This window comes from Xanthobacter sp. 91 (genome assembly GCF_000702385.1).
GTDB lineage: Bacteria > Pseudomonadota > Alphaproteobacteria > Rhizobiales > Xanthobacteraceae > Xanthobacter > Xanthobacter aminoxidans.
The window spans coordinates 4,757,286-4,777,847 of record NZ_JNIB01000001.1 but is presented as its reverse complement, the minus strand read 5'-3'; the positions used below and the strand labels follow the sequence as shown (position 1 = coordinate 4,777,847).

At 68.2% G+C, this 20,562-nt stretch carries 17 protein-coding genes and 1 tRNA gene; 4 read left to right on the top strand and 14 right to left on the bottom strand.

Going from position 1 to position 20,562, the window contains the following annotated elements; translation table 11 throughout:
* Nucleotides 1-51: 51 nt before the first annotated feature.
* Entirely contained in the window at nt 52-894 is an 843-nt protein-coding gene (locus A37E_RS0122295; RefSeq protein WP_029558639.1) for a DUF1194 domain-containing protein, read from the bottom strand.
* Between the two features lie 212 nt (nt 895-1,106).
* Nucleotides 1,107-2,414, bottom strand: coding sequence for a 3,4-dihydroxy-2-butanone-4-phosphate synthase (ribB, locus tag A37E_RS0122290; RefSeq protein ID WP_029558638.1), 1,308 nt, complete (start codon nt 2,412-2,414; stop codon nt 1,107-1,109).
* Nucleotides 2,415-2,759: 345 nt separating this feature from the next.
* On the opposite strand from ribB, the gene A37E_RS25575 reads away from it, so the two are divergent.
* On the top strand, nt 2,760-3,227 hold the full coding sequence (locus A37E_RS25575) for a hypothetical protein (protein WP_156026402.1): 468 nt from the start codon (nt 2,760-2,762) through the stop codon (nt 3,225-3,227).
* Nucleotides 3,228-3,340: 113 nt separating this feature from the next.
* On the opposite strand, the gene A37E_RS0122280 is transcribed toward A37E_RS25575, so the two are convergent.
* A tRNA-Lys gene (locus A37E_RS0122280) sits at nt 3,341-3,416 on the bottom strand.
* Nucleotides 3,417-3,568: 152 nt separating this feature from the next.
* Here A37E_RS0122280 and A37E_RS0122275 point away from each other — a divergent pair.
* Nucleotides 3,569-4,735 carry a M20 aminoacylase family protein gene (locus A37E_RS0122275; protein ID WP_029558637.1) on the top strand — a complete coding sequence of 389 codons (1,167 nt, stop codon included), beginning with the start codon at nt 3,569-3,571 and terminating at the stop codon, nt 4,733-4,735.
* Nucleotides 4,736-4,931: 196 nt separating this feature from the next.
* On the opposite strand, the gene A37E_RS0122270 is transcribed toward A37E_RS0122275, so the two are convergent.
* Nucleotides 4,932-5,171 (bottom strand): sulfurtransferase TusA family protein, encoded by a 240-nt coding sequence (locus tag A37E_RS0122270; protein WP_029558636.1) that lies wholly within the window; start codon nt 5,169-5,171, stop codon nt 4,932-4,934.
* The gene (gene gltX / locus A37E_RS0122265) at nt 5,168-6,583 is read right to left on the bottom strand and encodes a glutamate--tRNA ligase (protein WP_029558635.1); all 1,416 of its coding nucleotides are present in this window, start codon (nt 6,581-6,583) and stop codon (nt 5,168-5,170) included. The genes A37E_RS0122270 and gltX overlap by 4 nt, the downstream gene beginning before the upstream one ends.
* Nucleotides 6,584-6,819: 236 nt before the next feature.
* Here gltX and A37E_RS0122260 point away from each other — a divergent pair, with 236 nt between their 5' ends.
* Nucleotides 6,820-8,994, top strand: a complete 2,175-nt coding sequence (locus A37E_RS0122260) for a ComEC/Rec2 family competence protein (protein WP_051679260.1) — start codon at nt 6,820-6,822, stop codon at nt 8,992-8,994.
* A 120-nt stretch (nt 8,995-9,114) separates the two neighbouring features.
* Here A37E_RS0122260 and lexA read toward each other — a convergent pair whose 3' ends face one another.
* From lexA to A37E_RS0122215, 9 genes are all read right to left on the bottom strand, one after another.
* Nucleotides 9,115-9,825, bottom strand: coding sequence for a transcriptional repressor LexA (lexA, locus tag A37E_RS0122255; RefSeq protein WP_024278908.1), 711 nt, complete (start codon nt 9,823-9,825; stop codon nt 9,115-9,117).
* Between the two features lie 158 nt (nt 9,826-9,983).
* On the bottom strand, nt 9,984-11,198 hold the full coding sequence (glp, locus tag A37E_RS0122250; RefSeq protein ID WP_029558633.1) for a gephyrin-like molybdotransferase Glp: 1,215 nt from the start codon (nt 11,196-11,198) through the stop codon (nt 9,984-9,986).
* Nucleotides 11,199-11,253: 55 nt separating this feature from the next.
* Nucleotides 11,254-11,739, bottom strand: coding sequence for a cyclic pyranopterin monophosphate synthase MoaC (gene moaC / locus A37E_RS0122245; protein WP_029558632.1), 486 nt, complete (start codon nt 11,737-11,739; stop codon nt 11,254-11,256).
* Between the two features lie 117 nt (nt 11,740-11,856).
* Complete coding sequence (locus tag A37E_RS0122240; protein WP_029558631.1) at nt 11,857-12,270, bottom strand: DUF2147 domain-containing protein; 414 nt, start codon at nt 12,268-12,270, stop codon at nt 11,857-11,859.
* A gap of 89 nt (nt 12,271-12,359) precedes the next feature.
* Nucleotides 12,360-13,151 carry an indole-3-glycerol phosphate synthase TrpC gene (gene trpC, locus A37E_RS0122235; RefSeq protein ID WP_029558630.1) on the bottom strand — a complete coding sequence of 264 codons (792 nt, stop codon included), beginning with the start codon at nt 13,149-13,151 and terminating at the stop codon, nt 12,360-12,362.
* A complete protein-coding gene (gene trpD / locus A37E_RS0122230; protein WP_029558629.1) occupies nt 13,148-14,182 on the bottom strand; it encodes an anthranilate phosphoribosyltransferase in 1,035 nt (344 codons plus the stop codon). The genes trpC and trpD overlap by 4 nt, the downstream gene beginning before the upstream one ends.
* A 20-nt stretch (nt 14,183-14,202) precedes the next feature.
* Entirely contained in the window at nt 14,203-14,835 is a 633-nt protein-coding gene (locus A37E_RS0122225; protein WP_051679259.1) for an aminodeoxychorismate/anthranilate synthase component II, read from the bottom strand.
* 1,288 nt (nt 14,836-16,123) lie between these two features.
* Nucleotides 16,124-17,635, bottom strand: coding sequence for an anthranilate synthase component I (gene trpE, locus A37E_RS0122220; RefSeq protein WP_029558627.1), 1,512 nt, complete (start codon nt 17,633-17,635; stop codon nt 16,124-16,126).
* Between the two features lie 12 nt (nt 17,636-17,647).
* Nucleotides 17,648-19,540, bottom strand: a complete 1,893-nt coding sequence (locus A37E_RS0122215; protein ID WP_029558626.1) for a peptidylprolyl isomerase — start codon at nt 19,538-19,540, stop codon at nt 17,648-17,650.
* 175 nt (nt 19,541-19,715) lie between these two features.
* On the opposite strand from A37E_RS0122215, the gene tpiA reads away from it, so the two are divergent.
* Complete coding sequence (tpiA, locus tag A37E_RS0122210) at nt 19,716-20,465, top strand: triose-phosphate isomerase (protein ID WP_029558625.1); 750 nt, start codon at nt 19,716-19,718, stop codon at nt 20,463-20,465.
* Nucleotides 20,466-20,562 lie beyond the last annotated feature (97 nt).

The window sequence follows — 20,562 nt, the reverse complement described above, 5'->3', positions numbered from 1 at the left end:
GAGCCGGAGGGCGACGGCGGTGCCGAGACGGGCGCCTATCCCGCCCATACCTCAATTGGCCCAGTGATCCATCCAGATCTTCTCGCCGATGGTGCAGGAGATGCGGGGCTGTTGGGCTGAGGCGTGCTGGATCAGGCCCGGTCCGGGCTTTGGCACCACGCCGGCCACCTCCAGCACCAGCTTGGTGCGGATGGCGCGGGAGAACTCGGCCATCGTCTCGACCGGGATGACGAAGGCGCCGGGGCCGCCGATGACGCAATCCTCGTAATAGACATCGAGTTCGGGGATATCGAGCGCGGACGAAGCGGAGCGCTTCATCAGCAGCGGCAGGCCGTTTACCGTGATGCCCCGGCGGACCACCGCATCCCGCGCCAGCGCCACGGGCGGCCCCTGATTGTTCACGCCGTCGCCCGACACGTCGATGACCTTGCGCAGGCCACGGAAGCCGTTGAGGTCAAACTGGTCGGCCGCGAACAGCAGGGCGCCGGAGATGGAGGTGCGGTAGATGCGCCGGATGGGCGCGGACCGCACCGCATCGGAAAACGCCTTCGCGCTGTCCGGTCCGTCGATGATGCGCCACTCCACCACGATCTTCTGCTCGTTCTCGCCGGCCCACTCCACATACTCGACCGCGATCCGGCCGTTGGGGCCGAGTCTCAGCGCATCGAGGAATTCGGGGGAGGTGATGGCGGAGGCGTAGCCCTCGCGTTGCAGGGCCAGCTCGTCGGCGTCCATGGAATAGGAGACATCGACCGCGAGCACCAGTTCCACATCCACGGCGAGCTTGCCGGAGCCGCCGGCTTCAGCCGGCGCGTGGGGGAAAAGGCCGAGGGCGAGGAGAGACGCGGCCAGCAGGCCGGAAGCACGAGACCAGAGGCGGCGGCGCGAGGACATGGACGGCTTCCTCCCGGGGAAGGAACGGTGCGGCATCACGTCCGTGAAATGCTGACACCGTTCCCCGGCGGGGAGAAGAGATTTGCCGCCTCAGGGCCTGTCACGTTTTGCGGCGGAACCGTTGCAATGGCGTGCGTTGCGGGTGTCACGCCATTGTCTTTGAACCCTCACAAGGGGTTAGAGGCGGCGGCAATGCCGCCGCCGTGCGGGACTCAATCGAGCGTTTCGGTACCGAGGATCTCGATGCCGAAGCCGGCGAGGCCCACATAGGTTCGGGTCTTGGAGGACAGAAGACGGATCGACTGGATGCCGAGATCGCGCAGGATCTGCGCGCCCAGCCCCACCTCGCGCCAGTGCCGATCGCGCTCCAGCTCGCTGGTGCTCTTCTCGGAATTCTGGCCCATGGCCACGGCCGGCACGCCGCTGGTGCCGTCGCGCAGATAGACCAGCACGCCGCGGCCCTCGGCCTCGATGCGTTCCAGGCTCTTCTGCAGCACCTTGCCGCCGCTGAAGGCGTCGGCGATGGCATCCGCCCGGTGCAGGCGCACCAGCACCTTTTCGCCGTCGCCGATGCGGCCCTTCACGAGGGCGAGGTGGTTCACCGGATCGAAGGGCGTCACGTAGGAATAGCCCTGCAACTCGCCGACGATGGTGGGCACCGGGAATTCCGCCGCCCGCGTCACCAGCTTCTCCCGCGCCTGACGATAGGCGATGATCTCCGCCACCGAGATGCGGGTGAGGTTGTGCTTCTCGGAGAAGGCGGTCACCTGCGGCCCGCGCTGCACCGTGCCGTCGTCGTTCACCAGCTCGGCGATGACGCCGATGGGCGGCAGGCCGGCGAGGCGGCAGAGATCCACCGCCGCTTCGGTATGGCCGGAGCGGATGAGCACGCCACCCTCGCGGGCGATCAGCGGGAAGACATGGCCCGGCCGCACGAAATCACCGGCGCCCATGTTGGGGTTGGCCAGCGCTCGCACGGTGTTGGTGCGCTCCTCGGCCGAAATGCCGGTGGTGGTGCCGTGGCGCACGTCGATGGAGACGGTGAAGGCCGTGCCCATGGGCGCGTCGTTGTTCGACACCATGGGATCGAGCCGCAGCCGCTTCGCCTCGGACGGGGGCAAAGGCGTGCAGACGATGCCGGAGGTGTTGCGGATGACGAAGGCCATCTTCTCCGGCGTCGCCAGCGAGGCGGCGAGGATGAGGTCGCCTTCGTTCTCGCGGTCGTCGTCGTCGGTGACGACGATGATCTCTCCCCGCGCGATGGCTTCGATGGCGGACTGGACGCGGGCCTGGGTGGTATCGGTCACGGGCAAACCTCGGATGTGCGGGACGAGGCCGAGGAAATCGTTGGGCGTCACTTGCTGCCCGGTCGCCTCGGCGATCTTTTCGGCCGTCTCGCGGGAGATCCAGGCGCGCTCGTCATTGCACAGGGCCGTCACGCTGGCCGGGGACATGCCCACCTGCCGCGCGAACGCGCTGCGCTTCGTACCGGTTGCCGAGAGCCATTCCGCGAGCTTCATGGGGCGAGCATAGCAAAGCGAATTTCAGTGACAATGAAAATGTGCGGCAAGTCACTTTGGCGCCATGTTTGCTAAGGCTGAATTCGTCTATTCCGGCAAGAACGGCCAGCGTGGGCGCCCAATAGAGGTGAGGGCGGCTGTTCCGGGAGGACAAGGGCGATGGCGTAGTATCGCCAAAGCTGCCAGACTCCTGCTACCTATGGGTGTGCAGCCAATTGAAGCCTCAGGTCCACGCTGATGAAATGCCACCAGTGCGAAAGGCCGGCCTTCTACGAAGTGGAGGGGGTAGCGCTATGTCTCCACTGCTACGGAATCCTTTCTCGGATTCACGCGCAAGAGTTTTTGATGAACGCGGCAATGGCCAATCGGGCATTGGACGACATGGATGCAGTGATGTGGCCCCTTATTCCAGGTGGTCGAATACCCCTTGAGCCGCTCGCTCGCGCAATACAAGGATCGCCTACGTTGAACCATTTCAATTTGACCAACAGCCAAGTCGGTATCATCAACACCGGCAGCATCCAAAAAATAGATACAGCCATAACGCAGACCCAAGGGTCGGATGCTGAGGGTATTGGAAAAATAATTCAAACACTCACTGCGGTAGTTCTCGCGGCTCACGAGCTTACGGCGGATGAGCAGGCAAAAATGGTGGAATTGATCGAGGCACTCTCGCAACAGGTAATTGAAGGGCGGAAGCCTGCGGTAATTTCAGCTCTGATGAAGTCGCTCAAGGATGGGCTCATTGGTGTGTCGGCAGCGGTTCCTCTTGTCCAGAAGCTTTGGGAGGCCCTTCAAGCGCTGGGCTCCTGAGTCGCGATCGGCGGGAGCTGGTCTAGGTTTAGTGCACCTTCTAAGGCATAAAACCAAATTGCCGCATCTCTAACCCATTGATAATACAGCAATAAAAATATGTCGAGGTGAGGTGGTGAGCCCGTCGGGATTCGAACCCGAGACCCCATGATTAAAAGTCACGTGCTCTACCGGCTGAGCTACGGGCTCACTTGACGCGTTGGTTAGGGTGCGAAGGCGGCGGGGTCAAGGCCGGGCGGGCGGGATGTCCCGGCATTTCGGCAGGGGGCGGCGCGGTCGCGGGCATTGACCGGGCAGGATGGGTTCCGCACCATGGCCGTTCAATTGCTTCTGGAATTGCCATGCCGGTCAACAACCACATCGCTGCCCGCGCCGACGAGATCGCGGCCTGGCGGCAGGATTTCCACCGTAACCCCGAGCTCATGTACGACCTCGAGCGCACCAGCGCCGCGGTGGCGGAGAAGCTGCGCGCCTTCGGCTGCGACGAGGTCATCACCGGCATCGGCTGCACCGGCGTGGTGGGTCTAGTGCGTGGGAAGGGCGATGGCCCGCTCATCGGCCTGCGCGCCGACATGGACGCGCTGCCCATTCTGGAAAAGACCGGCGCGGCCTATGCCTCGCAGACGCCCGGCAAGATGCACGCCTGCGGCCATGACGGCCATACCGCCATGCTGCTCGGCGCCGCGCGCCACCTCGCCGAGACCCGCGCCTTCTCCGGCACCGCCGTGCTCATCTTCCAGCCGGCGGAAGAGGGCGGGGCCGGCGCCAAGGCGATGATCGACGACGGCCTGTTCGCGCGCTTCCCCGTGCGCGAAGTCTACGGCATGCACAATCTGCCGGGGCTGGAGGTGGGCCGCTTCGCCATGCGGCCGGGCGGCATCATGGCCTCGGCCGACCATATCGAGATCGTGGTGGACGGGCGCGGCGCCCATGCCGCGCGGCCGAACCAGGGCGTGGACGTGGTGCTCACCGGCGCCGCCATCGTCATGGCGCTACAGCAGATCGTCTCGCGCAATGTCGACCCGCTGGAAGCGGCGGTGGTCTCCATCGCCATGTTCCATGCGGGCGAGGCGGACAATGTGCTGCCGCCTTCGGCCACCCTCGTCGGCACCGCCCGCACGCTGGACCAGGGGGTGCGCGCCCAATTGCGCGAGCGCATCCGGCAGGTGGCGGAAGGCGTGGCGGCGGCTTATGGCGCCACCGCGACGGTGAGCTTCAAGGAAGGCTATCCCGTCACCAGCAACCACGCCGATCAGGTGGCCTTCGCCGCCGAGGTGGCGAGCGAGGTGGCCGGCGCCTCCGAGGTGGATGCCGCCGCGCCGCCGCTGATGGCGGCCGAGGACTTCGCCTACATGCTGGAGGAGAAGCCCGGCGCCTACATCTTCATCGGCAATGGCCCGTCCGCCGGACTGCACCATCCGCAGTACGACTTCGCCGACGCGGCCATTCCCTTCGGCGCGTCCTATTGGGTGCGGCTGGTGGAGCGGGCGCTGCCGCTGACGGCGTGAGTTCAAGCCCGCGCGGCGCCTGAGCGAGACGCACCCAAAGCCCGCGTGGCGCCTGAGCGAGACGCACCCAAAGCCCGCGTGGCGCCTGAGCGAGACGCGCTAGAAGCCCGCGCGGCGCTTGAGCGAGACGCACCCAAAAAAGCCCGCGCGGCGCCTGAGCGAGACGCACTAGAAGCCTGCGCGGCGCAAAGCTCTCTCAGGCCGGCTTCACCAGCACGAAGGTCAGGAGGCCGGTCTCGACCTCCTGCTTTTCCAGCACCGCGCCCGTCTCGTGCGCGAGGTGGGGAATGTCGATCACCGCCATGGGGTCCGTGCAGGTGACGACGAGCCGGGTGCCCGCCGCCGCCTGCACCAGCGCCTTGCGGGTGCGCAAGGCGGGCAGGGGGCATTTCAGCCCCTTCAGATCCAGCGCGACGGTAACGGCGGCCGGCTTCAAATCGCCTGATCCCGCAGCCGGCCGAGGCTCTCCTCGCGGCCGAGCACGGCCAGCACATCGAACACCGGCGGGGAGGTGGACTTGCCGGTGAGTGCGGCGCGCAGGGGCTGGGCCACGGCGCCGAGCTTCACGCCCTGCGCCTCGGCATAGCGGCGCACCACCTCCTCGGTGGCGGCGGCGCTCCAGTCCACGGCTTCCAGCAGCGGCACGAGGCGGCCGAGATGGGCGCGGGCCTCGGGCGAGAGCAGCGTGGTCGCCTTCTCGTCCAGCGGGATGGGCCGCTCGACGAAGATGAACTCGGCATTGTCCAGCAGTTCGACCAACGTCTTCGCCCGCTCCTTGAGCCCCGGCATGGCGGCGGCGAGCTGGGCGCGGCGGGTGTCGGTCATGCGCGGCAAGCGGTGCTCCGCATCCGGCAGGTAGGGCACGAGCGCATCGATGGCGGCCAAAAGCTCGGCATCGCTGGAGGCGCGCATATAGTGGCCGTTGAGGCTTTCGAGCTTGGCAAAGTCGAAGCGCGCGGCCGAGCGGCCCACCTTGTCGAGGTCGAAAAATTCGACCATCTCGTCGGTGGAGAACACCTCCTGGTCGCCATGGCTCCAGCCGAGGCGCACGAGATAGTTGCGCAGTGCCGCCGGCAGATAGCCCATGTCGCGATAGGCATCGACGCCCAGCGCCCCGTGGCGCTTGGAGAGCTTGGCGCCATCCGGCCCGTGGATGAGCGGGATGTGCGCCATGCGCGGCACGTCCCAGCCGAGCGCGCGATAGATCTGCGTCTGGCGGGCGGCGTTGGTGAGGTGGTCGTCGCCGCGGATGATGTGGGTGACGCCCATGTCGTGGTCGTCCACCACCACCGCCAGCATGTAGGTGGGCGTGCCGTCGGACCGAAGCAGCACGAGGTCGTCGAGGTCCTTGTTGGGGAAAGTCACGGTGCCCTGCACCATGTCGTCGATCACCGTCTCGCCCTCCTGCGGGGCGCGCAGGCGGATGACGGGCGCGCGATCGGCCGGCGCCTCGGAGGGGTCGCGGTCGCGCCAGCGGCCGTCATAGCGCGGCGGGCGGCCCTCCTTGCGGGCCAGCTCGCGCATCTCGTCCAGCTCCTGGGGCGTGGCGTAGCAGCGATAGGCATTGCCCTTCGCCAGCATCTCCGCCACCGCGGCCTGATGCCGCTCGGCGCGGGCAAACTGGTAGATGGGCTCGCCCTCCCAGTCGATGCCGAGCCAGGAGAGCCCCTCGATGATGGCGTCGATGGCCTCCTTGGTGGAGCGCTGGCGGTCCGTGTCCTCGATGCGCAGCAGCATCTTGCCGCCGGTGTGGCGGGCATAGAGCCAGTTGAACAGCGCCGTGCGCGCCCCGCCGATATGCAGGAAGCCGGTGGGCGAGGGGGCGAAGCGGGTGACGATCTGCGACATCGGGCGGGGCTCGGCGGGATTGGGTCCGCTTGGACGGGAGACGCGCGGGCGGCCCTGCGGAACGCAAACCGAACCACATGGCGCGCGGGAGGCGCCCGTGTAGCATAGAGGCGGGGCACAAGGAACATGGGGCGGGGACGGGCGCGACCCGGCCCGGCCCCCGGCGGGCGGGGATGGACGAGCGGGCTTCAGGCGGCGCGCGGGCAGGGGGGCGGGGAGCTGCGGGCGCGCTCCCGGTGTTCTCCGCGCGCGGGCTTTCACGCCTCGCCGACGCGCTGAAGGCCCGCATCGCCCATGACGTGGCGGCCGAGGCAGCATCCGGCCGGCTGATCCTGTGGCTGCCGGCCGCCTTCACCGCCGGCATCCTGCTCTATTTCGGCGCCTCCGCCGAACCTTCGCTCACCGCGAGCCTCGTGCTCGTGGCCCTGTTCGCGGCGGCGGCCTGGGGGGCGCGGGCGCGGCCGGTGATGTTCGGGGCCGCGGCGGTGCTCCTCGCCACCATGGCCGGCTTCGCGGCCGGCGGGGTGCGCACCGCGTTCATCGCCCACGAGATGGTGGTGCCGCCCAAGACCCCGGTGCGCCTGTCCGGCTTCATCGAGCGGGTGGAGCGGCGGACCACCGGCGACCGCATCCTGCTGCGGCTCGATGGCGACGCCGTGCGCGGGCTGAAAAACGCGCCGGCGCTGGTGCGCCTCTCGCTCCGCAAGGGATGGGCGCCGCCGGTGGGCAGCCATGTGACCCAGCTGGCGCAATTGCTGCCGCCCTCCGGCCCGGCCATGCCGGGTGCCCATGACTTCGGCCGCACGCCGTGGTTCCAGGGCATCGGCGCCATCGGCTACGGGCTCGGCCGGCCCAAGGCGGCGGCGCCGCGCGATCCGCCTTTGTCCGTGCGCCTCGCCATGGCGCTGGACGGGGTGCGCCAGAGCCTGTCGGACCGCATCCGCGCCTCGCTTTCCGGCGTACCGGCGGAGGTGGCGGTGGCGCTGGTGGCTGGCGACCGCTCCGGCATTCCGCGCGCGGTGGAGGAGAGCATGCGGGTGTCCGGCCTCTCGCATATCCTCTCCATCTCCGGCCTGCACATGGCGCTGGTGGCCGGCACCCTGTTCGGGCTGGCGCGGGGCCTGCTGGCGCTGGTGCCGGGGCTGGCTTTGTCGTGGCCCATCAAGTCCATGGCGGCGCTGATCGCGCTGTCGGGCAGCGCCTTCTATCTCGTGCTGTCGGGCAACGACGTGCCGGCGCAGCGCTCCTTCGTGATGACGGGGCTGGTGCTGGCCGGCGTGCTGGTGGGGCGGCCGTCCCTGTCGCTGCGCTCGGTGGGTGTGGCGGCGGTGGTGGTGCTGGCGCTGACGCCGGAGGCGGCGCTGGACCCGGGCACGCAGATGTCGTTCGCCGCCACCCTCGCCCTCGTCGCCGCCTATGAGCGGCTCCAGCCTTTGCGAGCGATACCCCGGCCGGATGGCATCGCCGGAGCCGTAATCTCCTGGGTGGCCGTGCTGGTGGCTGGCACGGCGCTCACCTCTCTGGTGGCGGGGCTGGCGACGGCGCCGTATGGCATCTTCCACTTCCAGCGGGTGGCGCCCTACGGCCTGCTCGCCAATCTCGCGGCGATGCCGGCCGTCTCATTCCTCGTGATGCCGGCCGGGCTTGCGGGCGTGCTGCTGATGCCGTTTGGCTGGGATCATCTGGCCTGGCCGGTCATGGGGCGGGGCATCGAGATCATGACGGCGGTGTCCGACTGGGTGGGCACGCTGCCGGGGGCAGACATCCGCGCCGCCTTCGTCGGTGCCGGAACGCTGCTCTGGCTCTCCCTCGCGCTGCTGGCCCTCTGCCTGCTGCGGGGCGTGCTCACCCTCGCAGCGCTGGTGCCCCTCGGCCTCGCCGCGCTGGTGGCGGGAACGCCGCTGAAGCCGGACCTCCTCATCGCGCCCGATGCGCAGACGGTGGCGGTGCGGATGCCGGATGGACGGCTTTCCGTGCTCGGTGCCTCGGGCCAGAAACTGGTGGTGGAGCAATGGCTGACGCGGGAGGGCGACCGCCGGACGGCCGGCACCAAGGACCTCGCCTCCGCCTTCCTGTGCGACCCGCTCGGCTGCACCGCGCCGCTGCCCGGCGGCGGCACCATCGCTGTCTCCCGGCGCGCCGAGAGCCTGGAGGCGGACTGCCTGAATGCCCGCATGGTCGTGACCCGCGATGCCCCTCCCCGGGCCTGCCCGGCCGAGGTGCTGACGCCGGAAAAACTCGCGCGGACCGGAACGCTCGCCTTCACCCTGCGCGAGGGCGCCCTCGTGGCCGAGCGAAGCCGCAGCCCCTCAGTGTCCCGGCCGTGGATGGCACCGCTGCCGCCGGACCTCGCACCGGAGCGGGAGGCGGTCGATGCGGGCGATCCGCAGACCGATGCCACCGCCCCCTGACACGACAATTGCCAGGCGTCGGGGTGAGGGGCAACGCCTTCAAAAAAGCGCAGGCGCCCGTTGAGCGTGGACCACCGCGCCCCTCACCCCGTTCCGGATCTCCCGCGGGAGAAATAAGGATCAGTAGCGGCGCATGAGGCCGATCAGGCGGCCCTGGATGCGCACGCGGTCGGGACCGAAGATCCGGGTCTCGTAGGCCGGATTGGCGGCCTCCAGCGCGATGGACGCCCCCTTCTTGCGCAGGCGCTTGAGGGTGGCTTCCTCGTCGTCCACCAGCGCGACGATGATGTCGCCGGTGTCGGCGGAATCGCACTTGCGGATCAGCACCGTGTCGCCGTCGAGGATGCCGGCCTCGATCATGCTGTCGCCGCGCACCTCAAGGGCGAAATGCTCGCCGGAGCCCAGCATTTCGGGCGGGATGTTCAGCGTATGGCTGCGGCTCTGAATGGCGGAGATGGGCGAGCCGGCGGCGATGCGGCCCATGACCGGCACCGAGACCACCTGTCCCGCCTCGTCATCCTCCGCCACGGGGCGGACCTTGCCGAGGCTGCCCTCGATGACCGAGGGCGAGAAACCCCGCCCTGCGGACCGGGCGGAGGCGAGGCCCGGCGCCACGCTGTCGGGCAGGCGGACCACCTCCAGCGCGCGGGCGCGATTGGGCAGGCGGCGGATGAAGCCGCGCTCTTCCAGAGCGGTGATGAGGCGGTGGATACCGGACTTGGAGCGCAAGTCCAGCGCTTCCTTCATCTCGTCGAAGGAGGGGGGAACACCGGTCTCCTTCAGCCGCTCATGGATGAAGCGCAGAAGGTCATATTGCTTCCGAGTGAGCATTCCCTGGCCCCGTTCCTTGCACGCACCGCCGCGGAACAGGCGCTCTCGGCCGGTCCCGATTCAAGGCGCATCCCGCCCGGTGCGCCGCGAAACAAATCATGAACAGTCTTTATCTGTTCCTTTTGTGTTCCGCAAGTGGTGAAGGCTCCGTTAAGGGCTCAATCCGCGAAGGGAATAATCTCGCAGGGGTCTCCGACGCGGCCCGCCGGGGCGAAAGGCGGGCGCACCAGAAGGCAGTCGGCGGCGGAAAGAATGCTCAGCATGGCGCTGTCCTGCGAGGTGCAGGGGATGGCGTGGATCGAGCCATCCGCCCGGCGCTCGAGGGTCGCGCGCATGAAATCGCGCCGCACGTCATTGGGCGGCAGGTCCGCCGCGAGGCGCGCCGGCACCGTCTCGGGGCCGGGGCGGGAATCGCCCTGCAGGGCGCGGATGAGGGGGACGAGGTAGACCATCCCGCAGACGTGGGACGACACCGGGTTGCCTGGCAGCCCCAGCACCCGCACGGTGCCGCGATGGCCGAACATCAGCGGCTTGCCGGGCCTGAGCGCGATCTTGTGGACCGAGAGATCGACCCCTTCCGCCTTCAGCGCCGGGGCCATGAGGTCATGATCGCCCACCGAAGCGCCACCGGAGGAGACGACGAGATCGAACTCGCCGGAGAGCGCCCGCGCCACCACGGCGCGGATGGCGGCGAGGTCGTCCTTGATGAGGCCGAGGTCGGTCACATCGGCGCCGGCGCGGCGGGCCAGTTCCGCGAGGCCGAAGGCGTTGGAGACGACGATTTCGCTGTCGTTGCCGGTGCCCTGGCCCGGCAGCACCAGCTCGTCGCCGGTCTGAAGCAGCGCGACGCGCGGGCGGCGGGCGACCGGCACGGTCGCATGGTCCATGGCGGCGGCCAGCATGATGTCGCGGCCGGTCAGCCGCCGGCCCGCGAAGAGGCCGGGCGCGTCGGCGGAAAAATCGCAGCCGCGCTTGCGCACGTTGCGGAGCGCAGCGGTCGGGGCCGTGGTGGTGATGGTGTCGCCCTCGCGGGAGACGTTCTCCTGAATCACCACCGTGTCGGTGCCTTCCGGCACCACGGCGCCGGTGAAGATGCGCACGGCCTGCCCGGCGCCCACGGTGCCAGCGAAGGGCCGCCCGGCGGCGGATTCGCCGATGACGGCGAGGCGGGCAGGCGTCTGCGCGATATCGGCGCCGCGCACGGCATAGCCGTCCATGGCCGACATGTCGGCGGGCGGCTGGGTGCGGCGGGCCGCCAGATCGCGCGCCAGCACGCGGCCGGCCGCGGCCTGCACCGGCACATCCTCCACACCGAGCGCAGACACGCCGGACGTGATGAGCGCGGTGGCCTCCTCGACGGTCATGAGCGCCATGGCGCGGCTCCCTCACTCTGCCTGAACGCAGGTCTTGTCATGGTGGCGGGCCGGCTCAGGCCGCGTCGGTGGCGCGGAAGTGGCCGCTGCGGCCGCCGGATTTCTCCAGCAGGCGAATGCCTTCAATGCGCATGCCACGGTCGGCGGCCTTGGCCATGTCGTAGATGGTGAGGCAGGACACGGAGACGGCGGTGAGCGCCTCCATCTCCACCCCGGTCTGGCCCGTCACCTTGGCGCGGGCCGTCACATGAAGGCCGGGCAATGCAGGATCGGGGGCAACCTCCACCTCCACCTTGGTCAGCATCAGCGGATGGCAGAGGGGAATCAGCTCATGGGTGCGCTTGGCGGCCATGATGCCGGCGATGCGCGCCACGCCCAGCACGTCGCCCTTCTTGGCGTTGCCGGAGAGGATGAGATCCAGCGTCTCGCGCGCCATCACCACCTGCCCCTCGGCCAGCGCCTCGCGGGTGGTCGCGTCCTTGTCGGACACGTCCACCATGCGGGCGGCGCCCTGTTCGTCGAGATGGGTGAGGCTGGCCATGGCCGTCGCGGTCTTCCCGGATTCGATGTCGGGGGGAAGATGGCGTCCGCGGCGGCGCCTGTCCACCGCCGCAGGAGCAATGCGGCGGAAAGGCAGTGTTGCCGGCTTGGGTTCAGGTCAGCGCAGGCGGGTCCACACCTGCGTCTTGCAGAGCGGGACGACCACGCAGCCGCGCAGCTTCAGCGTGTTGTCGCCATCCATGGTGATGGTGCCGGAATAGGTCTTGCCGTCCTCGGCATTGTAGATGCTGCCGCCGCTCCATTCCTGCGGGCCGCCGGAGAAGCCGGTGAGGATGGTGAGGCCCTTCAGCGCCCGGCCGCGCAGCGAGGCGTTGGAATTGTTCACATCCTTCAGCGCCGGATCGGCCTTCAGACCCTCGGAGGAAACGAGGCGGCCGCACAGGCCCGCGCCGCACTTGGAGATTTCCACCTGCCCGCTGCGGGTGGGGGTCTGCCACAGGCCGGTCGGGTCCGCGGCGAAAACAGGCGTGGCGAGAAGGGCGGCAAGGCCGGCAATCGCAAACGTCTTCATGAAGCTCCTCCCTTGCGTGCGGCCTCTTGCGGACCGCCTCACGTATTAAAGAGTAACTTCACGTATACGGCAAGCCGAGGTGGCGAGGCCTATGTGGCCAACAGCTGGCACGTGGCGGACGCGACATCCTTCTGCCGCATCAGGCTCTCGCCCACGAGGATGGTGCCGATGCCCACCTGCGCCAGCCGGGCCACATCCTGCGGGGTGAAGATGCCGCTCTCGCCGATGACGATGCGGTCCTTCGGCACGCGCGGGGCGAGGCGCTCGCAGGTTTCCAGCGTGGTCTCGAAGGTCCGCAAGTTGCGGTTGTTGATGCCGATGAGCCGGCAGGGCAGCGCCAGCGCGCGGTCCAGCTCGGCGTCGTCATGCACCTCCACGATGGCATCCATGCCGTGGGCCGCCGCCGCGTCCGCGAGGTCGCGGGCGAGGGCGTCGTCCACCCCGGCCATGATGATCAGGATGCAGTCCGCACCCCAGGCGCGGGCCTCCGCCACCTGATAGGTGTCGTACATGAAATCCTTGCGCAGCACGGGCAGGCTCACTGCCGTGCGGGCGGCCTTCAGATAGTCCGGCGCGCCCTGGAAGGAGGGCGTGTCCGTGAGCACCGAGAGGCAGGTGGCGCCGCCGCGCTGGTAGGCGCGGGCGAGGGAGGGCGGGTCGAAATCCGCGCGGATCAGGCCCTTGGAGGGGCTCGCCTTCTTGATCTCGGCGATGAGCGCGGTGCGGCCTTCGGACAGGCTCTGCTCGATGGCCCCGGCGAAGGGACGCACGCGGGGCGCGCAGCGGGCGGCGGCCTCGATTTCGTTGAGCGGCCGGGCCTTCTTGGCGGCGGCGATTTCCTCGCGCTTGTAGGCCTCGATCTTGGTGAGAATGTCGCTCATTGCGCGGCCTCCGGGGCGAGTGAGGCGGAAAGGGTGACGAGCCGTTCAAGCCGCGCGCGGGCGGAGCCGGTGTCGAGGCTGGTCTGCGCCATGCCGACGCCGGCGGTCAGGTCCTTGGCGCGGCCGGCCACCACGAGGGCGGCGGCGGCGTTCAGCACCGCCACGTCGCGATAGGCGCCGGGGGCGCCGTCCAGCACGGCGCGCAGGGCTTCGGCATTCTGGGCGGCATCGCCCCCCTTCAGCGCCTCGGCCGGGGCGCGGGCGAGGCCCACATCCTCCGGGTTGAGGGTGAAGGTGTGGATGCGGCCGTCTTCCAGCACGGCGATGTCGGTGCCGCCGGAGATGGTGATCTCGTCCAGCCCGTCCGAGCCGTGGACCACGAACGCCTTCTCCGAGCCCAGCGCCTTCAGCACCTCGGCCAGCGGCACGATCCAGGATTTCGCGAACACGCCCACCATCTGCCGCTTCACGCCGGCCGGATTGGAGAGCGGGCCGAGCAGGTTGAAGATGGTGCGCGTGCCCATCTCCACCCGTGTCGGGCCCACATGCTTCATGGCGGGATGGTGGGAGGGGGCGAACATGAAGCCGATGCCGGCCTCGCCGATGCAGCGGGAGATGCCGGCGGGATCAAGATCGAGCCGCACGCCCAGCGCCGCGAGCACATCCGCCGCGCCGGACTTGGAGGAAAGCGCCCGGTTGCCGTGCTTCGCCACCGGCACGCCGGCGCCGGCGACGATGAAGCTGGCGCAGGTGGAAATGTTGTAGGAGCCGGAGGCATCGCCGCCGGTGCCCACCACGTCCACCGCCTCATCCGGGGCGTCCACGGTGAGCATCTTGGCGCGCATGACGGAGACCGCGCCGGCGATCTCCTCCACCGTCTCGCCGCGCACGCGCAGGCCCATGAGCAGCGCGCCCATCTGGGAGGGCGTCGCCTCGCCGGACATCATGCGGTCGAACACGAAGGCGGCTTCGTCGCGGCTGAGGCTCGCGCCGGTGGCCACCTTGCCGAGCAGGGGTTTGAACTGGTCCATGGTGTGTCCTCGCCCCCGTCTCAGCCCTTGGCCTTCTCAGCGTTGAAGGCGGCGGCGATCTCGAGAAAATTGCGGATCAGCGCGTGCCCGTTCTCCGAGGCGATGCTCTCGGGGTGAAACTGCACGCCGTGGATGGGCAGGCTCTTGTGGGCAAGGCCCATGATGAGGCCGTCTTCGGTGTGGGCCGTCACCTCCAGCGCGTCCGGCAGGGTGTCCCGCTCGACGATCAGGGAATGATAGCGCGTCGCCTGGAAGGAATGGTTGAGGCCGCGGAAGACGCTTTTGCCCTCGTGCAGGATCTCGCTCATCTTGCCGTGCATGGGGGAGGGCGCGCGCACCACGTCGCCGCCGAACACCTGCCCGATGGCCTGATGGCCGAGGCAGACGCCGAACAGCGGCACCTTGTCCCCCGCCTTGGCGATGAGATCGAGGCAGATGCCGGCCTCGTTGGGCGTACAGGGGCCGGGGGACAGCACGATGGCGTCGGGCTTCTCGGCCAGCACCTCTTCCACGCTGACCTTGTCATTGCGGTGGACGGTCACGGTGGCGCCGAGCTCGCCGAGATAATGGACGAGGTTGTAGGTGAAGCTGTCGTAATTATCGATCAGCGTGACCTTCGGGGAGGGATTGGCCGAAACCTGTGTGGCGGACATCTGGAACTCCGGCCCCGCGCCGCGCTGTGCGGGAATGGCGGGTGTTAAGGCGAGGAATGACGGGCGGTCAATGGTGATGCGCCGCGAAGCGGTTCCCCGGACAAGCTCCAGCGGAGCTGGAGCGCCGATCCGGGGTCCAGCGCAGGGACAACCGCGAAGCGGGCGATGCCGGAGAGCGCTGGATCAGGAAGCGCCTGCGGCGGCCTCCTTGCGCTGGGCTCCGGCTCGCATTCCGCTGACGCTGCATGCGTCCGGGGCGCGAGGCTGCTCCCGCTTCACCATCGCTCGCGACGTGTCATCTCAATCCTAGCCCCGTGCCGCATTCTGAGGGAATTGCCTCAGGTTAAAGACCCGCAGCAGCCTTGGGGTCAAGCAACGCCTTCCGGCGCGACAGATCGCGAATGGCACCACACCGCGAGCAGGGCGCGCGCAATCGCTGCCGGAAGGCCGAGAAGTTGTCATCTTACGGCAAGCTGCGGCCAAAGGGGAGCTAGGAACTCTGTCACGATCGTGTCCGGCGAATTAAGGAAGGCGTTACGAGTATGTCTGCTTTGGGAGAGGGAGTCTGACGACGGCCCTTCCGGCGACGTTAGCGGCGTCCCTAGCGTCTTGGAGGGCTTTCCTCGCCTGTCGAAAGGCCGCACCGAGACCATCGCAGTCTGCCAATCGCTCTACCCAATTCTCGTTACGAAGCGCATAGGCAATATCCGCCCATGAGCGATTTCGGCTCTTATCGTCTAAATAGTTTCGATAACTACCAGTGTATATTTTCAATCTCATCATTTCTTCATATTCGGCCTTTTTGCTTCTTGCGGCAAAATTCGAAAAATATGCATCAACGAGAGGTGCGCAGATGGCCTTTAACTCATTCAATTTCAGGTTCTCATATTCCATCGCGCGGCGAGAATCATTTTCTGTTTTAATATCAACAAGAAAACCATACGAAATGCGCCATCTTGATATACATACACTGCATTCAATGTAATGAGTTATGTCGGCTCCGCTCCAAGGATTGTCCTGCGTTGTAATGCTCTCTATAACCTTTCCAGAGCCACATGGACAGGATCCCAATTCGAACGTTACTGTCTCAGATGTGCTCATTACGTTAGTCCTCTGAGTTATAATTTCATGATGTAGAGGCCTAAGTGTTGCCGGAAATTTTTGTACATTCTCATGTATTCTATCAAAATCGCATTGGGAGACAGCGTAGGCACCAGCCGGCAGCCAGCCTACCAAATCGTGTCAACTTGATCGGGACATTCAGGAACGGACGGCGGCCCCCATCCCCTCACTGTCCCTTCCCGGCGCGGGCGGCGAAGCGGACGGCTTCCTCGCCGGCGCGGAACAGGGCCTTGGCCTTGTTCACGCACTCCTGGTGCTCGCTCTCGGGCACCGAGTCGTAGACGATGCCAGCGCCGGCCTGGACGAACATGCGCCCGTCCTTCACCACCGCCGTGCGCAGGACGATGCAGGTGTCCATCTCGCCATTGGCGCCGAAATAGCCGATGGCGCCGGCATAGATGCCGCGCTTGTCCTTCTCCAGCTCGTCGATGATCTCCATGGCCCGCACCTTGGGCGCGCCGGACACCGTGCCGGCCGGAAAGCCCGCCGCCAGAGCGTCCACCGCGTCGAAGCGCCGGTCGATGGCGCCTTCCACGTTGGAGACGATGTGCATGACCTGGCTGTAGCGCTCGATGAAGAACGAGTCCGTCACCTTCACCGTGCCGACGCGCGAGACGCGGCCGGCATCGTTGCGGCCGAGGTCGAGCAGCATCAGATGCTCGGCGCGCTCCTTGGGATCGGCGAGCAGCTCCTGCGCCAGCGCCTCGTCCTCGGCATGGGTGGCGCCGCGCTTGCGGGTGCCGGCGATGGGGCGGATCGTGACCTTGCCGTCGCGCACCCGCACGAGGATTTCCGGCGAGGAGCACACCACCGAGAAGCCGTCGAAGTTGAGATAGACGAGGAACGGCGCCGGGTTCACCCGCCTGAGCGCCCGGTAGAGGGCGAAGGGCGGCAGGGTGAACGCGCTCTCGAAGCGCTGGGAGAGCACCACCTGGAAGATGTCGCCGGCGCGGATGTAGTCCTTCGCCTTCTCCACCATGGCGCAAAAGTCCGCTGCGCTGGTGTTGGAGGCCTGCGAGACCTCGCCGTGGAACGGATCGGGCGCCGGGTGGGCGATGGCGCGGTCGAGGTCCGCCACCACCTGGTCAAGGCGCTCGATCGCCGCCTCCCAGGCGGCCCGAGGCGTGACGCCCTCCTTCGCCCGCACGGGGGTGACGGCGGTCAGCTCGTCCTTCACCGCGTCGAACACCACCATGATGGTGGGGCGGATGAGCAGCGCCTCTGGCACGCCGATGGGATCGGGCTTGGCCGGGCCAAGCTTCTCCATCTGCCGCACCATGTCGTAGCCGAGATAGCCGAACACGCCCGCCGCCATGGGCGGGGCGCCCTCCGGCAGCTCGATGGCGGATTCGGCCAGAAGGGTGCGCAGGGCCTTCAGCGGCGGCTCGGCGCAGGGCACGAAGGCGGTCTTGTCGGCATCCGGCGTCCGGTTGATCTCGGCGACATCGCCGGAGGCGCGGAAGATGAGGTCGGGCTTCATCCCAATCATGGAATAGCGCCCGCGCGCCTGCCCGCCCTCGACGGATTCGAGCAGGAAGGCGTTGGGCTGGTCGCCGGCGAGCTTGAGGAAGGCCGAGACCGGCGTCTCAAGATCGGCGACGAGGGTGGTCGAGACCACCTGTGCCTCGCCCCTGAGGTAGCGCGAGGCGAAGAGGTCGAAGTCGGTGGGTGCGTTCACGGGCGCCGGCCTTCAGTTCGCCGGGTTGGTGCCGACCGCCTGGGCGAACAGGCGCTCGTTGATCTTCACGCCCAGCTCCTTCTGGATGGCGGCGAGGTATTGGACCAGCACGTCATTCTCCAGCTGGCGCGACAGCTCCTGGCTGACGCGGCTGGTGTCGGGCATCTGCTGCGGCACCTCCACCTTCGTCACCTGGAACACGATGCGGTCCGGCTCGGGCGCGCCGAGGGCGATGCCGAAGCCGCCCTCCTTCACGTCGAACACGGAGGTGACGCTCTCGGCGCTGAACGGGCCTTCCGCGCGGCCGCGGTGCAGGCCCTCGGCGATCTGGAGCGGAATGTCCGCCTCGGCGGAGACCTGGGCGAGGGGCGTTCCGGCCTTCGCCTTGTCCATCAGCTCCTTGGCCTTGGCTTCCACCGCCTTTTCCGTCTCCGCCTCGGTGTAGCGGGCAGTCACGGCGTCCTTGGCCTCCTCGAAGGTGCGGTCGCGGGCGGGGGTGATGGCGGCGGTCTCGTACCACACGAAGCCGCCGCCCTGGGGCAGCTGCACCGTGTCGGTCTCGACGCCCGGCTGGGCGGCGAAGGCGCCGGAGATCACGTCCGCTCCGCCGGGCACGTCCACCGAAGCGCCCGCCGTGTCGTGGCCGGAACGGTCCACGTCGAAGCTCTGGACCTTGAGGCCCAGCTTCTGCGCGGCTTCCTGGAGGGTGGCGCCGGAGGCGCGCTCGTCCTCCACCTTGTCGTGCATGTCGAGGATGATGCGCTTGGCCTTGTCCAGCTGCAGCTCGGAGACGATCTGCGGCTTCACCAGCTCGAACGGCTGGTAGGCGCCCGGCACGATCTTGGTGACATGCACCAGCGCCGTGCCGAAGCGCCCTTCCACCGGGCCGCTCACCGCGCCGTCCGCGAGGGAGAAGGCGGCATCGGCGATCTTCGGATCGAGGATGGCGGACTTGGCGACGAGGCCGAGGTCGGTGTCCTTCGGCGTCAGACCGCGCGCCGTGGCGATGTCGGCGAAGGTCGCGCCGGCCTTGATCTTCTCTTCCGCGGCCGCCGCATCGGCGGCGCTGGTGAAGACGATCTGCTGTACTTCGCGCGTCTCCGGCTTGCCGAAGCGGGCGATGGTGCGGTCGTAGTCGGCCTTGGCGTCCGCGTCGGTCACGGTGATGGCGGCGGAAAGGGTCGCGGGCGTCAGCGCGAGCACGCTGATCTTGCGGTATTCGGGGGCGCGGAACGCCAGCTTGTGCGCATCGAAATAGGCGCGCAGCGCCTCCTCGGTGGGCGCGGGCAGGGTGCCGGCGGCGGCCGGGGTCACGCGGATATAGGAGGCGGTGCGGGTCTCACCCTCGAAGCGGTTGACCGCCTCCAGCAGCACCTGCGGTACCGAGACGCCGGCGCCGAGCGACTGCAGGAGCTGGTCACGCACCTGGCGCTGCTTCTCGCTGGCGACGAAGCGCTGCTCCGTCAGGCCGTTGGAGCGCAGAATCTGCTGGAAATAGCCAGGGTCGAACGCCTTGGCGCCGGGGGCGCGGAAGTTCGGGTTTTCCGCGATCTCGCGGGCGATCTGCGCGTCGGACACGGCGAGCGAGAGGCGGGCGGCCTCGGCGTCCAGCGTCGCGTCGGCGATCATCTGATTCAGCACCTGCCGGTCGAGCCCGAAGGCGCGCGCCTGCTCGGGCGTGATGGCACGGCCGGCCTGCCGGCTGATCCGCTGGAGCTGGTCGAGATACTGCTGGCGGAACACCTGCGCCGAAATCTCGGTGCCGCCGACGCTCGCGACAGATGACGCGCCCATGCCGCGGAACACGTCGGCGATGCCCCAGACCACGAAGCTGAGGGTGAGCACGACGAGGAAAATCTTGGCGATCCAGCCGGAGGCGCCCTTGCGGAGTGTCTGAAGGACCATCGTTCATTCGTTCGAAGAGCGCCGGGGGCCCCGGCGCGGAAGCGGCGCATCATAGGGAGGGGGAGGGGGCCTCGCAACGGCGCATGGTCGCACCCCTTTCCAGCGGGCGCGCCGCTCTGGTACGTGAGGCCCCTACGTGAGCCTTGCTACTGCTGCAAAACCCGGAGGAACCGCTATGACGGCCGAACGCCGCCCCCTGATCGCAGGCAACTGGAAGATGAACGGCCTGCGGGCGGCCAAGTCCGAGTTGCGGACCGTGGCGGCCGGCCTTGCCGGTCTTTCGGCGGAAACCATGATCTGCCCGCCCTTCACCCTCATCGGCGCCTTCGCCGCCGACGTCGCGGGCACCCAGCTGATGATCGGCGGGCAGGATTGCCACCCGGCCGAGAGCGGCGCCCATACCGGCGACATCTCCGCCGAGATGCTGCGCGACGCGGGCGCGGTGGCGGTGATTCTCGGCCATTCCGAGCGCCGCATCGACCACCAGGAGGGCGATGCCATCGTCAAGGCCAAGGTCAAGGCGGCATGGCGGGCCGGGCTGCTCCCGGTCGTCTGCGTGGGCGAGACGCTGGTGGAGCGTGATGCCGGGGAAGCCGCCGCCGTGGTGACGCGTCAGGTGCGCCAGTCGGTACCGGACGGGGCGACGGCGGCGAACCTTGTTGTCGCGTACGAGCCCATCTGGGCCATCGGCACCGGCCGCACCCCCACCACCGACGATGTGGCCGAGGTGCATGGCGCCATCCGCCACATTCTCGGCGAGCGCTTCGGCGCCGAGGCGAACGGCATCCGCATCCTCTACGGCGGCTCGGTCAAGCCGGACAACGCCGCGGCCCTGCTCGCCACCGCCGATGTGGACGGCGCGCTGGTGGGCGGCGCCAGCCTCAAGGCGGCCGATTTCCTCGCCATCGCCCGGGCGGTGGGCTGATTTCCCCTCTCCCGCCCGCACTGGGCTTTTGCCGAGTGCGGCTCGCGAAGGTCGAAGTCGGCAACAGCCGACTTCGAGGGGAGAGGGGCTTGGCCAG